Source organism: Paenibacillus sp. FSL R5-0490 (assembly GCF_001956215.1).
In the GTDB taxonomy this organism is placed as follows: domain Bacteria; phylum Bacillota; class Bacilli; order Bacillales; family Cytobacillaceae; genus Cytobacillus.
In genome coordinates this window covers 78,744-96,436 of the sequence record NZ_MRTQ01000007.1, presented here as the reverse complement: position 1 = coordinate 96,436, position 17,693 = coordinate 78,744, and the positions used below count along the sequence as shown (strand labels likewise).

Annotated in this window: 13 protein-coding genes; 12 read left to right on the top strand and 1 reads right to left on the bottom strand. The window is 43.3% G+C overall.

The window, feature by feature from the left end; genetic code table 11:
- Positions 1 to 4: 4 nt before the first annotated feature.
- The 5 genes from BK139_RS07360 (at position 5) to BK139_RS07340 (ending at position 8,547) form a co-directional block, all read left to right on the top strand.
- Positions 5 to 3,244 (top strand): lantibiotic dehydratase, encoded by a 3,240-nt coding sequence (locus tag BK139_RS07360; protein ID WP_076257707.1) that lies wholly within the window; start codon positions 5 to 7, stop codon positions 3,242 to 3,244.
- Positions 3,232 to 5,079 carry an ABC transporter ATP-binding protein gene (locus BK139_RS07355; RefSeq protein WP_076257706.1) on the top strand — a complete coding sequence of 616 codons (1,848 nt, stop codon included), beginning with the start codon at positions 3,232 to 3,234 and terminating at the stop codon, positions 5,077 to 5,079. The genes BK139_RS07360 and BK139_RS07355 overlap by 13 nt, the downstream gene beginning before the upstream one ends.
- A gap of 15 nt (positions 5,080 to 5,094) precedes the next feature.
- Entirely contained in the window at positions 5,095 to 6,441 is a 1,347-nt protein-coding gene (locus tag BK139_RS07350; protein ID WP_076257705.1) for a lanthionine synthetase C family protein, read from the top strand.
- A 581-nt stretch (positions 6,442 to 7,022) separates the two neighbouring features.
- Positions 7,023 to 7,784 carry a MerR family transcriptional regulator gene (locus BK139_RS07345; RefSeq protein ID WP_076257704.1) on the top strand — a complete coding sequence of 254 codons (762 nt, stop codon included), beginning with the start codon at positions 7,023 to 7,025 and terminating at the stop codon, positions 7,782 to 7,784.
- Between the two features lie 214 nt (positions 7,785 to 7,998).
- Positions 7,999 to 8,547: a CBO0543 family protein gene (locus tag BK139_RS07340; RefSeq protein ID WP_076257805.1), complete on the top strand. Its 549-nt coding sequence runs from the start codon at positions 7,999 to 8,001 to the stop codon at positions 8,545 to 8,547.
- A gap of 421 nt (positions 8,548 to 8,968) precedes the next feature.
- Here BK139_RS07340 and BK139_RS07330 read toward each other — a convergent pair whose 3' ends face one another.
- Positions 8,969 to 12,028, bottom strand: a complete 3,060-nt coding sequence (locus BK139_RS07330) for an efflux RND transporter permease subunit (RefSeq protein WP_076257702.1) — start codon at positions 12,026 to 12,028, stop codon at positions 8,969 to 8,971.
- 419 nt (positions 12,029 to 12,447) lie between these two features.
- On the opposite strand from BK139_RS07330, the gene BK139_RS07325 reads away from it, so the two are divergent.
- From BK139_RS07325 to BK139_RS07295, 7 genes are all read left to right on the top strand, one after another.
- Positions 12,448 to 12,753, top strand: a complete 306-nt coding sequence (locus BK139_RS07325; protein ID WP_076257701.1) for an antibiotic biosynthesis monooxygenase family protein — start codon at positions 12,448 to 12,450, stop codon at positions 12,751 to 12,753.
- On the top strand, positions 12,750 to 13,115 hold the full coding sequence (locus BK139_RS07320) for a hypothetical protein (RefSeq protein ID WP_076257700.1): 366 nt from the start codon (positions 12,750 to 12,752) through the stop codon (positions 13,113 to 13,115). The genes BK139_RS07325 and BK139_RS07320 overlap by 4 nt, the downstream gene beginning before the upstream one ends.
- A 1-nt stretch (position 13,116) precedes the next feature.
- Positions 13,117 to 13,761 carry a cobalamin B12-binding domain-containing protein gene (locus BK139_RS07315; RefSeq protein ID WP_076257699.1) on the top strand — a complete coding sequence of 215 codons (645 nt, stop codon included), beginning with the start codon at positions 13,117 to 13,119 and terminating at the stop codon, positions 13,759 to 13,761.
- Positions 13,748 to 14,533: an STAS domain-containing protein gene (locus BK139_RS07310; protein WP_076257698.1), complete on the top strand. Its 786-nt coding sequence runs from the start codon at positions 13,748 to 13,750 to the stop codon at positions 14,531 to 14,533. Before BK139_RS07315 ends, BK139_RS07310 begins: the two co-directional genes overlap by 14 nt.
- Before the next feature lie 82 nt (positions 14,534 to 14,615).
- Positions 14,616 to 15,614, top strand: coding sequence for a DUF3231 family protein (locus BK139_RS07305; RefSeq protein ID WP_076257697.1), 999 nt, complete (start codon positions 14,616 to 14,618; stop codon positions 15,612 to 15,614).
- Positions 15,615 to 15,759: 145 nt separating this feature from the next.
- Positions 15,760 to 16,359 (top strand): TetR/AcrR family transcriptional regulator, encoded by a 600-nt coding sequence (locus BK139_RS07300; RefSeq protein ID WP_076257696.1) that lies wholly within the window; start codon positions 15,760 to 15,762, stop codon positions 16,357 to 16,359.
- A gap of 64 nt (positions 16,360 to 16,423) precedes the next feature.
- Positions 16,424 to 17,683: an MFS transporter gene (locus tag BK139_RS07295; RefSeq protein ID WP_076257695.1), complete on the top strand. Its 1,260-nt coding sequence runs from the start codon at positions 16,424 to 16,426 to the stop codon at positions 17,681 to 17,683.
- Positions 17,684 to 17,693: the final 10 nt, after the last annotated feature.

The window sequence follows — 17,693 nt, the reverse complement described above, 5'->3', positions numbered from 1 at the left end:
AGCAATGATCGTGAAAGAAAGAAATAAAATAAAAAAGAACAATAATAAGGAAGAGCCGCTGTACTCCTTACTGGATTATTTCATGCTCAGATCTCCTCTTATGCCCTTTCAGGTCTACTCAGAGATGAGCAGCCTTGAGGGCGAACAAGCGGAAGAACAGCTCTTTCAATTAATGAAGAATCGGGAAATCAGGGAAGCCATCTATGTTTCCAGTCCGAGCCTCTACCATTCTCTAATAAAGCTGGAGAAGTTCAGTGATTCGCCAAAGAAGAATCAGCTGATCAAGTCAGCCCTGAAATATCTGATCAGGATGTCCACTCGCCCAACACCGTTTGGTTTATGCTCTGGTGTAGAAGCTGGCAGGATTGGAGACAAAACAGATTTAGTCATCCCGGATAACAGACAGTTTAAGAAGAGGGCCAGGCCTGATATGGAATGGCTTTTAAAGGCAATCAGCATTCTGGAAGAAGAGGATGAGGTCCTCTTACGCCTCCAGGTTATGCGCAATCATTCACTCTACTTTAATGGAACGCGGGTAAAGCTCCTTTTTCATACTGGCTTTGGACAGTTATTCAAAGATGGGGACAATTATAATAAACAGCCAACGATTCGCTTCACTCAAGTGGTTGAGGACGTATTCAGGCTGGCTGATAAACCGATTGCTTTTTCCGTTCTTGTCCATACCATTAAAGAACGTTATCCTCAGGCAGATACTGATACCATTACCCAATTTATAAAAGAGCTGCTGAAACAGGAATTCCTGATCAGCGAGATACGACCTTCTCTTATGGATGTAAACCCTTTAAGTAATCTGATTAATAAAATCATCAAGAATCAAATACATCACCCCATTCTAAGTGATCTGAAGAATGCAGAGGCCCTGTTCAATGAATATAACCTCACCTCAGTGGGGCAGGGAGAGGAAATATTCACTGACTTAAAAAACTCCATGAAAAAAGTGACAGATGCAGAAAACTTAATTCAAGTTGATTTAGCCATGAACACCCGTGCATTAACCCTAAGTGAAAACGTGAAGGACACGGTCGAACTGGCTGCAGAGACTCTCTGGAAGCTATCTCCTCCGCACAGCGGATTTGAGCACATTGACCGTTACAGGGAAGACTTTGTAGAGCGTTATGGAACCTATCAGGAAGTACCGCTTTTGACCCTGTTGGATGAAGATATGGGCCTTGGTTATCCTGCTACCTATGAATTTCCGCCTTCTTCCAGGTCTATGAAAAAGACAAGAGATAAATTCACACCATACCGGACCAAGGTTTTACTCGAACTCATGACAAAGGCAATTAAAGATGGAAGCATGGAAATTAAACTAACGGATCAGGATATTGAAAGGCTATCGGGCAAGGAGCAAATGGAACAATTTGACCCGGCATCCCAGGCGCCGATCTCCATGGAGCTCTATTTCCAAATAGTAGCCAATCATGAATCGGACATTGATGATGGCCATTTTGAAATGATTATCGGAGGTAACCCTGGTTCAGCCGCTGCCGGCAAGACGTTTGGAAGATTTATCGATATATTGGATGAATCGATCGAAACTAAACTGGCAGACACGAGCAAAACAGAGCAATCACTATACGAGGATTCAATTTTTGCAGAATTAGTCTATCTGCCGCCTGCTGGAAGAGCAGCCAATCTGATGGTTTCCAAGAATACCAGAGAATATGAAATCGCAGTGGGAACAAACTCATCCAAGCCGGCTGAAAAGCAGATACCGCTAGAGGATATTGTTGTAGGATGCAATCTGGAATCCTTTTATCTAAAGTCTAAAAGACTGAATAAAAGAATCATCCCTGTCACATGCCATATGCTCGATTATTCCAACGCACCAAATGTATGCAGATTTCTAAGGGAAGTTGCTTTAGAAGGTGTCAGACACTGGATGCCATTTGATTGGGGAGAACTTGAACATTCATATGCCCTGCCGGGTATTAGATATAAAAATATTCTTCTGTCGCCTGCCGAGTGGAAAGTGGACCCGCTCACATTGGATTTAGATCAAAGTATCAGCGGGAAAGAGTTTATGGATTATTTTAAAAAGTGGAGGAAGGAGAGGGAGATTCCCCGTTATGTTTATCAGACCCGCTCCGATAATCGAGTTCTATTAGACTTGGAAAACAGCTTTCATCTGGAATTACTGGAATATGATTTTAAACGGCTTAGTAAGGGACAGACGATCAGGATCACTGAAACTGGAATGAAAGATCCGGCCAATCTATTGGTAAAAAATAAAAATGGGGATTCATTCTTTGCTGAATTTGTTTTCCCTCTCATTAAAAGTAACCACGTAACCAGCGAGAACAAGCTGAATAAAAATAAAATGCAGTTGAAGAAAGAATTTATCCCGGATGATCAACGGCTTAAATTTCCGGGGAGCGAATGGCTTTATATCAAGCTGTATGGCATGAATCAGCGTGTCGAGGAGTTTCTATATAATGGATTCTGCAAATTGGCTGAAGAATCTAAAGAGAATGGATGGGCTGATCAGGCATTCTTTATACGTTATATAGATGAAGTCCCGCATATCCGAATTCGGCTGAAAGGGGACCCGGATCTGTTAGTGGCAAAGGGAATCCCTTCGATCTATCAATGGGCCAATACGATGAAAAAAGAGGGGCTTTTGAATCGGATGGTCATTGATACCTATGATCCCGAGATTGAAAGATATGGAGGTTCTGACCTTATCAGCAGTGCTGAAACATTCTTCTCTAAAGACAGTGAGGCCGTAGCGCGATATTTGGGGCTTAGAAGATTTGAACGTATTGACATAAGCGAAGAATTATTTGGTGCACTAAGTGTGATTGATATCCTCGAGGGATTCTCGCTCAGCTTCAGGGAACAGCTGAACTGGCTCAATGATAGTGTGAATTACAAGGAATACAAAGAGGAATTTAAACAGATGAAATCTGAACTGCTGCGTTATGGCAATACCGATGACAATTGGGCCAATTTGCAGAAGGATGAAAAAGGGCAAACACTCTATTCTTTAATGAATATAAGAAAAGAAGCGTTAAGTATTTATGCTGATAAAGTAAATGTTGCGAACCGGCAAGGACTCATCGCCAATCATATAGACGATCTGATCGGAAGCGTCATTCATATGCACATCAACCGCCTGATTGGAGTTGACCGCACGCGGGAAACGAAAATCATTACACTCGCGAGGCATACTTTATACCATTTAAGGTACCAGAAGGAGAAGCAGAAACAATGGATGAGTTAAAATACTATTCTTCTAATTTCAGCTTTAAAAGTATTTTAAGTTCCTTCTCTTACTGGCCCAGGCTATTCAAGCTTCTCTGGGAGATCAATAAATTCTATTTTATTCTCATTATTGGCTGCTCCCTGCTTCAGGGACTTATTCCTGCCTTTGTAATCATCGCGACACAGGAATTTATTAATAGTATTGTCAGTTCACAGAATAGCGGTGCCTTTTCAGATGTCTTTTTCAGTTTTGGCCTGCTGGCGGGTGCCACTATTCTAAATGAATTGGTGTCTGTCCTGAGAGGATATGTTGAAAGGCTTTATGAAAGTCTCATAGGTTATCGCTTAAATGAAACGATCATGAGTAAATCAAATGACCTTCCTTTGGAATCATTTGAAAATGCCGATGTACAGGACAAATTAAAGCGGGCCCAGTCGGAGGCATCTTACCGTCCGTATCAGATATTTTCCCAGATCCTGTCCTTAATCAGCCAGGCAGTAACTCTTTTTTCTGTTGCTGCCATCCTGATCATCTGGAAATGGTGGGTAGCCTGTTTATTAATTGTCTTTCCGCTCGTTTCCTTTATTTCCTTTTTGAAATTAGGGCAGGAAGAGTTTGATATTCATTTCAGAAGAGCCCCGAAAACAAGAGAATCCTGGTATTTGTCTTTTTTGCTGACCAAAGACAATAGCTTTAAAGAAGTAAAATTGTTTAAGCTGGGCTCTTATCTGATTGACCAGTATAAACGGATTTTCTCGGGGTTTTTTGAAGAAGACAAAGAAATTGCCAAGAAACGTTCGTTCATGTCCATCCGTTTTCAATTTTTAAATGAACTGGTCTCTGCCATTATTATTTTCATGATTGCTTTTGCTGCTTTTAATCAAGAGATCATGATTGGAAATCTGGTAGGGATGATTCAGGCAGTAACCATGACGCAGGGAAACTCTCAAGGGGTTGTTCAGGGTGTCTTGTCATTATGCCAAAATAGCTTATATATGAAACAGCTGTTTGCATTTTTAGATCTGGAAGTAGTGAAAGAAGAAGACGATTCGAATGCGGAAGAGCTGGGAGAGATCCAAAGTTTAGAATTCAGAAATGTCTCGTTTGTGTATCCCAATACTTCCAATTTAGCATTAAAGGATGTCAATTTCTCTCTGAAAAAAGGAGAAACGGTTGCGGTTGTGGGAAAGAATGGTTCAGGTAAATCAACAATGGTAAAGGTTCTAACCCAGTTATACAGCTCTTATGAAGGTGAGGTTCTGATCAATAATCAAGATGTCAGCAATTATAGCAAATCAGCCATTCGCCAAAGGATAGGAGCCGTGTTCCAGGATTTTGTCCACTATGAAATGTCTGCAAGAAACAATATAGGATTCGGAAATCTTCAAAAGATAAAGGATGATGAAAGCATTCTTAATGCAGCTGAGAGATCGGGTGTGCTGCCGCTTATAAATAAATTGAATAAGGGAATAGACAGCCAGCTTGGGAGATGGTTCGAAGACGGCCAGCAGCTTTCGGGAGGACAGTGGCAGCGAATTGCCATTGCCAGAGCATTCATGCGGGAAGCTGACGTTTATATTCTTGACGAACCAAGTTCCTTTTTAGATCCGGAAGCCGAGGCTGATATATTTTCCAGATTTCAGGATTTAGTGAAAGACAAAATCGGATTATTCATTTCTCACCGTTTTTCCTCAGTGAAATTTGCTGACAAAATTATTGTCTTTGACAACGGCGAGATCATTGAAATGGGCTCACACGAAGAATTGATCAGTTTAAATGGCCTCTATAAAGATTTGTACGATACACAAGTAAATGCACTGGTGAGAGATGAAGTGCAGCTGCAGGGCGTATAAGGGAGGGATATTAGTATGGTACAGACGAAAGGGATAACAGGAGAACAGTTAAGAAAAAGAGCTGAAGATATAGCCGTTGAATTGGCTATGAAATTAAAAGATCCGAAAACCGTAAGCGAAGCTATTCAGGATAAAGAAAACTTTATTCTGCATAATGGTGTAAAGCATTACCCATGGGAACCTCTTAGTCTCTCACATGGATATCCGGCAATGTGTGTGGCTATGGCCGAAATGGATGAGTTCAGGAAAAGCTCCGGCTGGGATTTGGCTGGGCATGAATACGTGCTTGGGATTAAAGAGGAAATTGAAAAACATGGGATCCATTCCCTCTCCATGTGGAGCGGCCTGGCCGGTATCCTCCTGGGAATTCATGCACTTTCCAAAGGGGGTACCAGGTATAAAGGATTCATTAATCAATTAATCGATTTCTTCTGTGAAATGTACCCATCTGAACTAGAAAAAACGATGGCCAAAACAGACCTTGAAATGTCAGATTATGATGTGATCGAGGGATGGTGCAGCACGATAGGAATCTTATTAATATTTAAAGAGGAAGAATGGGCGAAAACAGCCCTTGTTAAAATTCTTGCTTATTTAGTGTTGCTTAGTGAAGATAAAGAAGTAATGGGGATAATGGTTCCAGGTTGGTGCATCTCAGCAGATCCTTCATCTTCAGAGTCCGGCCGAAATGCGAAATTTAACTGTGGCATGTCCCACGGGATTGCGGGTATCCTGGCTGCCATGGCAATCTGTCTGAAAGAAGGAATCCAGATCCCGGGGCAAAGAGATGCAATGCATAAAATCAGTGACTGGCTCCGCTCACACACCCGGTACGATGAATATGGCGTCATGTTTCCATCCATCATCAGCTGGGAAGAAGAGGTTAATAAAGATCATTCAAAACCGGAAGACTATCATAGGGATGCCTGGTGCTATGGGTCTCCAGGTGCGGCAAGGGCATTATGGCTGGCAGGTGAAGGGCTTCATCGGGATGATCTGAAAGAGATTGCTTTAGATGCCTTTCTTGCTACATTTTCTAGAACGATGAAGAAATGGAATATCTACTCCCCTACCTTCTGTCATGGATTTTCTGGACTTTTAAGACTAACCCATCTTATGTATCAGGACAGCGGGAACGAAACATTAAGAATAGAACGGGACAAACTCCTGAGCATGATCGTGGATATGTATGACCAGGATGCCCCATTAGGCTTTTATGATCACAATTTTAGTGACAATGCCGAGAAGAAAATTGTCAATATGGGAATGCTGGAGGGGGTGGCAGGTATTATGCTGACACTTATTTCCATATACCAAAAACCGGTGTCCAGCTGGGATTTGGCCTTTATGATTAATAACTGAGTACAGCCGAATTTGCAGAAAGGCTGACATTGCACTAAAGCGCAGTGTCGGCCTTTTTTTGCCGGCTGAAAAAATGTAGAATAAATAGCAAAAAACCATTTGACCTTCACGCTGCGTAAAGGTGTATCGTATTAAACAGAAAGTACTTTCTATAGATTTTCAATGTCTAGCTCCAGTGCCTACCCCCTCGAGGTCACAAGCTTGGCTTGTTGCGGCTCCTAGGGACGAAAGACTAGCCAATCCCTTCCAGAAGGAAAGAACACCTTCTTGCAGGGCTCGTCTTATGCTTGTTGTCCCTGAGCAGTCGCCTCCACATTTCGGTTTGTCTTGTTTCGGCTCCTAGGGACTCGGGGTCATAAGCCGTTTCCTTTCAGAAGGAAAAACGCCTTCTTACAGGAACCGTCTTATGCCTGAGGGCCGCAGGACAAGGAAGGCTTCGTCAGCATAAACATCGCACGACCAAAAGCGACAGCTTTTGGGAGGATGCGGGCCATGCAGACGTTGCCACAGGACGTGGCGTTCTTAGTCTGCGCTCCTTCGTGGGCAAGGCGCTTCCGCTTTTCTAGAAAGGAGGAACCCGCATGGAATACACAGTGCAGAAGCTCGCGCAGCTGGCCGGGGTCAGCTCGAGGACTCTCAGGTATTATGATGAAATTGGGATTCTTAAGCCGGCAAGAACCAATTCGTCGGGATATCGCATTTATGGCCAGCAGGAAGTTGACAGACTGCAGCAGATTCTGTTTTACAGAGAATTGGGTGTCAGTCTCGATCAGATTAAGGAAATCATCACAGCGCCAGCTTTCGACGCTGCAGATGCACTGAAGGAGCACCGCGAGAAACTCCTTGAGAAAAGAAAGCAGCTTGATCTGCTTATTACGAATGTAGAAAAAACGATTGCGTCAGCAGAAGGGAGAACAACCATGTCAAATAAAGAAAAGTTTGAAGGATTTAAAAAGAAAATGATTGAAGATAACGAGAAGCAATACGGAAAAGAAATCCGCGAGAAATATGGTGAGGAGACAGTAGAGAAGTCGAATGCCAAACTCATGAACATGACCCAAGAGGAGCATGAGGCTGTAACGAAACTGGCCGAAGAGGTGAACAGCACCTTAGCCCAGGCCATGGAAACAGGCAATCCGGCAGGCGAGCTTGCTCAAAAAGCAGCAGGCCTGCATAAGCAATGGATCACTTTCTATTGGAGCGAATACAGCAAAGAGGCCCACGCCGGGCTGGCGGAAATGTATGTGGCAGATGAAAGGTTTAAAGCTTATTATGATAAAACTCAGCCGGGTGCCGCTGAGTTTTTAAGGGATGCAATCAAGATTTATACTGGACAGCAATAGGTATGAAAGCGGCTGGCTCTGCCTGGCCGCTTTTTTATGGCTGAATAAGCCGATGCATAGGAGAATTGAGCCGTTATAGTGGATAATTGCGCAGTCACAATTAAGTTTGGGCTATCCGTCAAAATTTCACTAAAACCATCTGCTTACTGTATGTAACTCCTTCCGAAGGGGAAAATGAGTAACAAGATACCAACACAAAATGGCAGGTGATAAGATGAGCCGCATTCCTTCCTATAAAGATGAGCAAACCCTTAGGGAGAAATTAAGAGATATTTCTCTTGAACATTGGGTACATGAGGATTTGTTCAGCTTTAATTGGTGGCTGCTGCTGGCTGCGAGCATTTTGCCTTTTTTTATTTGGTGGAGGCTGGTGGATAAGGGACGATTCTTTGAAATTTTGGCTTTCGGCTTAATCTGTGCAATCTTCGCCTGTTTCCTGGATGTTGTGGGAGTGAGTTTTCTCTTGTGGGGATATCCGGATAAGCTGTTTCATTTTATTCCCCCATTAGTGCCAGCTGATTTTGTGGTCATTCCGGTGTCAGGGATGCTGATTTACCAGTACTTCAGCACATGGAAAAGCTATGCGGCTGCAGCAGCGGGCCTGGGGATTGTGTTTGCTTATATCATTGAACCGTTATTTAGCTTATTAGATATGTTTGTGCTCATACATTGGAAGCATACTTATTCGTTAATTGGCTTTATCCTCTTTTTTCTGAGTATTCGCCTTTTAATGCTGGCATTGAAGAGCGCAGTCAAAAAATAAAGCAAGCGGTCAGCAATGCTGGCCGCTGTTTTTACTGGATTAATAGTCATATTTATGGAAACATTTTTTACAGTTGCAGTAATGCCTTTCAAATGTGCATTTTTTGCAAGGGCAATGATGAAATTCCGGTGAACATTTTCTGCAGGAACAGCTCTTATGTTCCCCGGAACACTGTTTACACGGACAAATAGGCTTAAAATCGCTCGTGCATTTTTTACAGCCATGGTGTTCAGGTTTGTCCTTCTTCTTGCAGCAGACTTTCTTCTTGTAATAAAATTCTTCTTCCACACAATATTGGCACATGGGATTCACTCCTTTCTCCTGCTAATATATGAAGGGAAAAGAAAAAGGAAAGAGCCCTTGTCCATAGTGCTTGAAATATCCGCAAAAGCCCCCTCTTTTTTTGAGGGGGCGGGACAAATTAATTAACGGTCTCTGGAATTACTTTCACATCACGGCCATTCTTTTTGTGTTTTTTCTTCATCCAGCCAAAACGGAGGCTGGACGCGGTGAACAAGCGGTAAACCGCTGGGATCAGAAGAAGCGTAATAAAGGTTGCAAACAGCAGTCCGGAAATAATGACGGTTGCCATCGGTGCCTGGTAATTTCCGGAAGTTCCCGAAGCCAAAGCAAGGGGAAGCATTCCGCCAACTGTAGTGAGAGTAGTCATGAAAATCGGACGGATGCGGTTTTTACCTGCTTCAATAAGTGCATCTTCAACAGAGTATCCTTCCTTGCGGAGCTGATTCGTACGGTCGATCAGCAGGATGGCGTTATTAAGCACGATCCCAATCAGCATAACAATACCCATTCCAGACATCACGCTCAGCTCCATTTGTGTCAGGAACAATCCAAGAATGACGCCGACGATGGTCATCGGAATGACAGACATAACGATCAGCGGATGTCCAAGGTGGTTGAACTGGACAGCCATCACCAGATAGACAAGGAAAATGGCAATCGCTAAAACAAACACCATATCCATAATTAATTCCTGCTGCTGCTCAAGATCCCCGGCAGCTGCAGCACTATAGCCGGGAGGAGCTTCGAAATCATTAATCAGCTTTTGAACTTCGCGATTCACAGCCCCAAGATCTTTGCCTTCAATATCTGCCGAAATGGAGATGAAGCGCTCCCCGTCATTATGGGAAATTTCATTCGGTGTATCGATACTTTTTAATTCAATAAAGGAAGATAATGCTTTCTCTCCCTCGGCAGTAGGGATTTTTAAGTCCAGCAGAGATGATTTGGAATCTGTTTTCTCAGCCCACTTTAAAGCAAGCGGCACATTTTCTTCATTTATGCTCATTACTCCGACAGGCATTTCCATGAACGCCTGCTCGATAAACTGCCTGATTTGCAGCTGGGTTAAGCCTGCTTTTTCAATTGCTTCTTCTTTTAAAACAACAACCTGCTCCTTTGATGTGCGTTCCATTGAGTTGGTCACACCAACGATGCCGTCAATTTTTTCCAGATCCTCTGTAAAATCCCCGGCAAGGTTCTGCAAATCTGCAAAATCTTCTCCCTTGATATTTACCTGAACCGGAGAGCCGCCGCCAGCTGACATCGCACTCTGGACATTTTTCACCGGAAGAGTATCGGACAGGCTGCGAAGTTCCTTCATAATCTCTTCATTGACATCTTTCTGTTCTCTTGTAATGTCATCGCCCTTTGTCATATTGATGATCGTATAGAACATGCCGCCCTCGTCCATGACATAATTGGACTCAACATCTTCAATGGATTGCAGTTTCTGGTTGATTCCTTGAGCGATGTCTTCTTTTTCATCAGGAGAAAGCCCTGTTTCCAGGTTAACCATCAGCTCTGTGTAGCGGTTGAACATGTCCGGCATGATCGTCATCGGAATTTTCGTCACAAGCGTTAAGGAACCGGCAAACATCAGGAAGAAAATCGCAATGACCGCAAAGCTGTAGCGTTTTTTCCGGATGGCCCAGGCTACAAGACGGCTATACATACGCATTATCGGTCCTTCTTTGTGCTCTTTCTTTGGCTTGCGGAGCTTGAGCATTTTTTCCGAAAGTGAAGGAATTAATGTAAACGAGACAATAACCGAACTGATGAGCGTAATGGCTACCACAGCAGACAGCATGATCATGAATGTGCCCACATCGCCGCCAATCAGGCCGATTGGCAGGAATACCACAATTGTGGTGAGCATCGAAGAAATGACAGCTGAGGATACTTCTTTGGTTCCTTCCAGCACGGACTCAAGCTTGCCAAGGCCCTGTTCCTTCTTTCTATAGATGGATTCTATAATGACAATCGAGGAATCCACCATCATTCCGATCCCCAAACCAAGGCCAATCAGAGTAAGTATATTAAAGCTGTAATCAAAAACCCACATCGCTGTAAATGTCAGCAGGATGGAAGTCGGAATCGACAGGCCGATGATAAAGGTGGCCCTTACATTCCTTAAAAAGATCAGCAGAATGGCAATGGCAATGACGCCGCCGATTAAAATGTTGCCGGTCACGCCATCAATCGATTCCTGTACATAATCTGCCTGTGCCACCATTTCATTCAGTTCAAAGCCTTTTACCAGACCGTCTTTGCGAATGTTCTTCACCTCATCACGGACCGCGGCTGCCATTTCAATTTGTGTGGAATCTGCTGCGCGTCCGATCTGGACAAAAATGAAATCTTTCGTGCCGTTTTTCCATACAAAGGATGAGCTTTCAACCGGCTGAAATGTAACATCTGCCACATCTTTCAAATCAATAAATCCATTTTGTGAGGGGATTGTGATATTCTGTACATCTGCGGCATTTTCCAGCTTCGTATTCCAGCGAAGGGAAGGAGAGCTGGCATCGCTGCTGAGTTCTCCCAGTGTGGCTTCGCTGTTAACCTGCTGAATAGCACCGATCACAGCTGCTGAATCCAGTCCTTTTTCAGCCAACTTGCTGCGGTCCAATTCAATAAGTACCTCGTGCTCCTGAACCCCTGCAAGCGATACATCCCGGACTTCCGGCAATGCTTCCAGGCGCGGCTTCAGAACTTTAGCAGCAAAAGCGGTCATCTCTTCCATGCTGCCGCCGGATACATCCATATAAAATTCATAGCTTTGAGTGGTACCGTACTGACCTGCTGTAACATCTGTAATCGCGGCATTGTCGGCCTTTGCTGCGTTGGCAGCTGCCTCTACTTCATTAAACAGCTCATCGCCAAGGCCTTCATCGAACGTAACTTGAAGTGAGCTGCGTCCGATCGCAGTTGTAGAGTCTACCGACTCGACTCCGTCAATCCCCCTGATCTGCTGCTCCAGGGGAATGGTGATCGATCGCTCCACTTCAGCCGCTGCCATCTCCCCGGCGCTGACCTCTACATAGGCGCCATCCATCGTCACAGGCGGCATCAGCTCTTTATCCAAGTCCATAATGGAATAGCTGCCGATGGCGAGAATTAATACCGTCATCAGGGCAACCAAAATCTTTCTCTGCACAATCAATTTTAAGAATTTCATTAACATTCTCCTTACTCCCTAATAGTGAAAATTTGCACCCAAGATCTAATTATACAGAGGTTAATAGGTATTAATAACTACTTTTACTTAAATTTTCCAATAATTCGTCCGACCTATTTCGCCAATTTGCGATCTTATTTGCAGGAAAAACTTAACAATTCTTACAGATACTATCTTAACCGGGATCAAGAGAAGGCATAACGAGCCAGAGACATATCTTGCTATCGGACTTAAGGCTGAGAAGAAGCTTAAGGAAGAAAAAATTGAGAGCGGAGGGGAGCGGCAAAAGCAGATGGCGAAAATGTAAATTAACATCAGCCATATCCCCGCCCCCAGCCCATAACCCTCTCAAAATGACAATCCCAAACTGTATGTTATACTGAAGAAGCCATAAAACTCCCAAAATTGGAGGAGAGTTCATGTACACTGTTTTTTCAACATTCGACGTTCCCGATGAAAAATCGGAAGAAGTCATTCGCATATATAAAAATCGCTCGCGGTCGGTCGACCAGGCAGAGGGGTTTGTCGATTTTCTGCTTCTGCAGAATGATAAACGCGCCGGCGAACTGACTGTGCAGCTCATTTTTGATACAAAAGAAAACTATTTAAACTGGGTCCGGAGCGAGGATTTTAAAAAGATCCATGATTTAGAAAAGAAATATCCGGATCAGGAACTGGCTGCTGTGATTCCAAAAGTAGCGCAATACAAGGTGGTGGCTAAGTGAATCATGAGAAGATCGTCAATAGTGTAACCGATAAAATTTATGAGCGTGATCCTTCCCTTCTGGAACGGTTCGGCGAACAGGGAAAAGAGAAGTGCCGGGAAGATAATCATCATCATATGAAGCATCTGGAGACAGCTTATGAGCTGGATCAGTCCTCTTTTTTCAATGATTATGCAGTCTGGCTTAATGGCATATTAACCAGGCATGGGATGAAAACCCGGCATTTGATCGACAACTTCGAAATCATTCAGGCTGTGCTGGCTGAAGAAAAAGAGTCTGCGGAGAAGGCAGAACGATTCCATCTTTACCTGGCAGAAGCCATCGCTGTTTTGAAAGGTGAACCAGCGAAAGGGGGCGCGTAGGATGCAGCAGGCAGAAACACTTGCTTCTTTATTACTTGAGGGTAATTCCGGGGAGGTTTGGGAAAATATCCGAAAATACCCGCATCTAACGCGTATCGAGGTTTATCAAAATCTGATTACACCTGCGATGCAGCACATTGGCCACCTATGGGAGACGAATCAAATCACAGTGGCAGATGAGCATCTGGCAACAGCTACATGTGATTTTGTGCTGTCTAAACTCGCTTACCAAAGTGAAAAAAGACAATCAAGCCAAAAAGCCATGTTTCTCTGTCTGGATGGGGAACAGCACTATATCGGCCTGAAGATGGTGAACAGTCTTTTTGAAGAGAGTGGCTGGGAGACGAAGTATTTTGGTCCAAGCCTGCCTTTGGAATATGCGCTTAAAACGGCAAAAGACTGGAAGCCAAGCGTAATCGGGCTGTCAGTCACTATCGTCTATCACCTGCCGAAGCTGAAGGAATATGCCGAGGCATTTGCCAAGCTGCCGCATAAGCCGGCTGTTATCCTTGGCGGGCGATTAGCAGGGAAGTATGACCTGCTTCCGTATTGTACCGATCGTACAGTTATCCTAAAGGATTTGCAGGACACACAGAAATGGCTCCAAAATTATGAAGCGGGAGGACAGCAAAATGCAATATTTTAATCATGCGCTTCCGCTTGCGTTTTTAAAAGCTGACAGAAACGGAAAAATAGTAAGCTACTCCACTATCGCACGGGAAAGCTTTGACCTGAGCGGGGGGCACCTAAAAGGAATCATCGATGAAGAAAGCATTGAAAAGCTCATTCAGTACAGCTGGGAGCCCGGTGTGGATCCTGTGAAGCTGGAACTGAATATGAAAACCAGGGAAATGCCTCTCTGTTTATTTGAGGTTCATATCCAATGGGACAGCGAGGATCATGCCAATATGCTGTTTCTGCCCAAAGACAGCTCAAACGAAGGACTGATGGATAAACTGATGCAGCTGCAGCAGCGCCTCACCTCCACCGACTTTGAACTTTTGGAGAAAAAAGAAGAGCTTGAGCAGGTGCTGACCCGCCTGAATCAATTGTCCGGGCCGTTTATCCCGCTGTCTGAAACACTTTGCCTGATCCCTTTATTTGGCGATATAACTTCAGCTAAAATTAACATTATTTCCGAAAGCTGCCTCAAGGCTGTTTTTGCAGGCGAATATGACGAAATTCTTTTTGATCTGACAGCTGTTGGGGAAATTGAAGGGAAAGGCATCGAGAAATTCACCCAGCTGATTAAAACATTGAACTTCATGACAGGCAGCATCATCAAATTGATTGGCATAAAGCCAAACCTGGCGGAAGTGCTTAATAACTACAAGCTGGATGAATGGGTACAGATCGACCAATCTCTGAAGCAGGTTTTAAATATCTATTTTAATCGGAACGAGCTGGGGGCCTCTTAGGGGGTCTTTTTTTTTGCGAAAAATGCATGATTTTTGTAACTGAAGGGAGGATAGTAATAACTTAAATGATGGGGGAACATTCATGCCTGAAAGACCGCCGATTACATCAAATGAACTGGCCACACTCTGGATGACTTATCAGCAGAAAACCATGCTCTTAAGAATGCTTGAATACTTTCTTGAAAATTCAAATGACGAAGAAGCGAAAAAAATCATGTCCGATTTAAAGGAAGATATAAATCCTTTTATTCAGAAGATCACTCATATATTGAAAGAAGAAGGGGCGGCCATACCGGTGGGGTTTACCGAACAGGATGTCGTGCCGGATGCTCCGGCCCTGTTCGCTAACGGGTTTGATATCATGTTTGTGCGTCTCATGAAATCGATCAGCATGGGGCTGCATACTCTGCACTTAAGCATGTCTTACCGGGAAGATATTATCTTACTGTATAGAGACCTTACCGCCATGACCCAGGAGTATTCCAAAAAATGCACTCAATACTTACTGGGAAAAGGTCTGCTGATCCGTGCGCCTTTTGTGACCATGCCTGAAAAAGTTGAATTTGTAAAGGACACAAATTATTTAAAGGGTACAAACTTACTTGGAAGAAAACGGACGATCAATACGGTTGAGCTGAGCCAGCTGTATTATACAATTGAAGCAAATGTGACAGGCATGCAGATGATTACAGGCTTTGCCCAATGCGCACAGACAAAAGAAGTAAGGAACTATTTTTCAGAAGGCGTGGAACTGGCAAAAGGGATTATTAAAGAATTCTCTGAAATGCTGCTGGAAGATGGTATACAAACCCCGGTGGGTCCAGGCGGCCAAGCTACCCGTTCTACTGCTGCCCCGTTCTCAGATAAGCTCATGATGTACTGCATCAGCCTGTTCTGCAGCTTTTCAATCGGAAAAAATGCCATCGGAACAGCCTTCAGCTTAAGAAACGACATTCCGGCCAAAGCAGCCGTCTTTACAAAAGACATCTTCGAATACGCCCACCGCGGCGCCAAAATCATGATCCAAAACGGCTGGATGGAAGAACCTCCGCAAATGGAAGAACGCCGAAATCTCATATAGGGTGACAGGCATCACCCGAAATTTGTCGAAAAAGAGAAATATCCTTGTGAGGGTATTTCTTTTTTTGACTTGATAAATTTAAAAATTTTCCAGTATAATAGCTATTAATGATTGATTAATCACTCGTAGATAGGGAGTTTTAAAAATGCCGCTTTCAGAACAGCAATTAACAAATATGAAAAAAAGAAGAGAAGCCATTCTAGAAACAGCGACATACCTGTTTGCAACAGAGGGGTATGAAGGGACAACGATAAAAAAAATATCTCAGGCTGCAAACATTAGCTTCGGAAGTGTTTTTACTTATTTCAAAGATAAAGAGGAGCTATTTTATACAGCAGTAGCAGAGCCGCTGCATGAATTGTCTGTTCAAGTGTTTGATTTTAACCATGAAGCTGAAGATCCAATGCTGGAGCTGGAAAAGATGATTCGCGGCCATATAAGATTGTTCGCTGGAATTAATAATTATCTGGCTTTAGTTGTTCAGGTTGTCGGACAGCATCAGCGGTATCCGGCCATTTTTGCAAAGCTGGACGCATTTCATGATGAATTTAGAGAGAAGGTCAGCAAGCTGGTAAAAAATGGCCAGCAGAAAGGAGTACTGGTTGACCAGGATCCATTGACTGCAGCAACTCTTTATACCAGTCTTCTCATCGGAATCCGGTTAAACTCGACAGACGAAAGATATAGTAACGTGTGGGAGAGCTATGCATCTTCCGCCATAAATTTATTCGGGCCTATAAGCTAAGTAGGTTCTCTTTTTTATAATAATAATGATTGATTAATCAATCATTAATGGAGGCGATGTTAATATGAAGTTAAAAACCTTTAACTTAACCATTCGAATTCGACTGTTTTTGATTTTCCTTTCATCCGTTTCAACGATGTCTGTATTGCCGTATTTGATTATTTATCTTTCCGGCAAGACAGGGAATTTAATCACGGGATTTTTATTCCTGGGAGTCATGATTGCCCATGTCGGGGGTTCTATCTTGGGAGGATTCGCATCAGACCGGCTGGGACGCAAAAAGATCATCCTTTTATCTGAATTTATTATGTTTATGGGGTTTACTGGTGCTGCTTTTGTACACTCACACCCTTATCTTATGTTTTTCGCCTTTGTTTTTATCCAATTCAGCAGCGGTGCGGCCAGTCCTGTATATCAGGCGTTAATTATAGATGTCAGCTTGCCGGAAGAGAGAAAGACCATACATACATACTCTTATTGGGTTCGCAATACGGGTATTGCCGTGGGCAGCATGGCTGGCGCTTTCCTATTCTTTGATTATCTCTTTTACCTGCTGTTAGGTGCCGCCATGTCGATATTATGTTCATTCCTCATCACTGCCTTCTTTATTCAAGAAACATATATTCCCGCAAAAGCCAACCAGTCTAACAGCAGATCCTCAAGCATAATAAAAGCATACAGAAACATATTGGCGCACCGATTCTTTACTGTTTTCTTAATCGCAAGTCTCCTTATTGTTTCGGTGGAGGAGCAATTAACCAATTACATAGGTGTTCACCTTGCTAATAAAATAAGTGAACCTGTTCAGCTTGCAGCTTTTCTTCCCTTGAAAGTGGACGGTGTCAATATGCTTGGTATATTGAAAACGGAAAATACAATACTTATTGTTTGCTTTACCATGATGATTTCTGCGGTTATGAAAAAATATAATGACCGCTTTGTTTTCCTGGCTGGCCTCCTGTTATTTTTTGTGGGATATACAGTTGTAAGTTTTAGCACATCCCCGCTTGTGTTGATTTTAGCTATGTTCATAGCATCCATTGGTGAAATGCTGTATATCCCTGTTCAGCAGACTTTGCTGGCGAGCAGTGTACCAGACCATGCACGCAGCTCTTATATGGCTTTATACACAATAGCTATGATACTCGGAGTTAGTGCAGCTGGGATTTTTATGATTGTAAGCAACTGGCTGTCTCCGATGGTTATGACCACGTTAATTGGATCCATGGGGATAGTTAGCATACTTTTATTCTATCAATTAACCAAAACTGGAGACGACAGGAGAATACTAAAGTTACCGGGTGAAAATACATCGGCTGAATAAATGTTTTCAT

Coding starts and splice junctions, on each gene's coding strand:
- BK139_RS07360 (WP_076257707.1), top strand. CDS start 5: ATGATCGTGAAAGAAAGAAATAAAATAAAAAAGAACAATAATAAGGAA.
- BK139_RS07355 (WP_076257706.1), top strand. CDS start 3,232: ATGGATGAGTTAAAATACTATTCTTCTAATTTCAGCTTTAAAAGTATT.
- BK139_RS07350 (WP_076257705.1), top strand. CDS start 5,095: ATGGTACAGACGAAAGGGATAACAGGAGAACAGTTAAGAAAAAGAGCT.
- BK139_RS07345 (WP_076257704.1), top strand. CDS start 7,023: ATGGAATACACAGTGCAGAAGCTCGCGCAGCTGGCCGGGGTCAGCTCG.
- BK139_RS07340 (WP_076257805.1), top strand. CDS start 7,999: ATGAGCCGCATTCCTTCCTATAAAGATGAGCAAACCCTTAGGGAGAAA.
- BK139_RS07330 (WP_076257702.1), bottom strand. CDS start 12,028: ATGAAATTCTTAAAATTGATTGTGCAGAGAAAGATTTTGGTTGCCCTG.
- BK139_RS07325 (WP_076257701.1), top strand. CDS start 12,448: ATGTACACTGTTTTTTCAACATTCGACGTTCCCGATGAAAAATCGGAA.
- BK139_RS07315 (WP_076257699.1), top strand. CDS start 13,117: ATGCAGCAGGCAGAAACACTTGCTTCTTTATTACTTGAGGGTAATTCC.
- BK139_RS07310 (WP_076257698.1), top strand. CDS start 13,748: ATGCAATATTTTAATCATGCGCTTCCGCTTGCGTTTTTAAAAGCTGAC.
- BK139_RS07305 (WP_076257697.1), top strand. CDS start 14,616: ATGCCTGAAAGACCGCCGATTACATCAAATGAACTGGCCACACTCTGG.
- BK139_RS07300 (WP_076257696.1), top strand. CDS start 15,760: ATGCCGCTTTCAGAACAGCAATTAACAAATATGAAAAAAAGAAGAGAA.
- BK139_RS07295 (WP_076257695.1), top strand. CDS start 16,424: ATGAAGTTAAAAACCTTTAACTTAACCATTCGAATTCGACTGTTTTTG.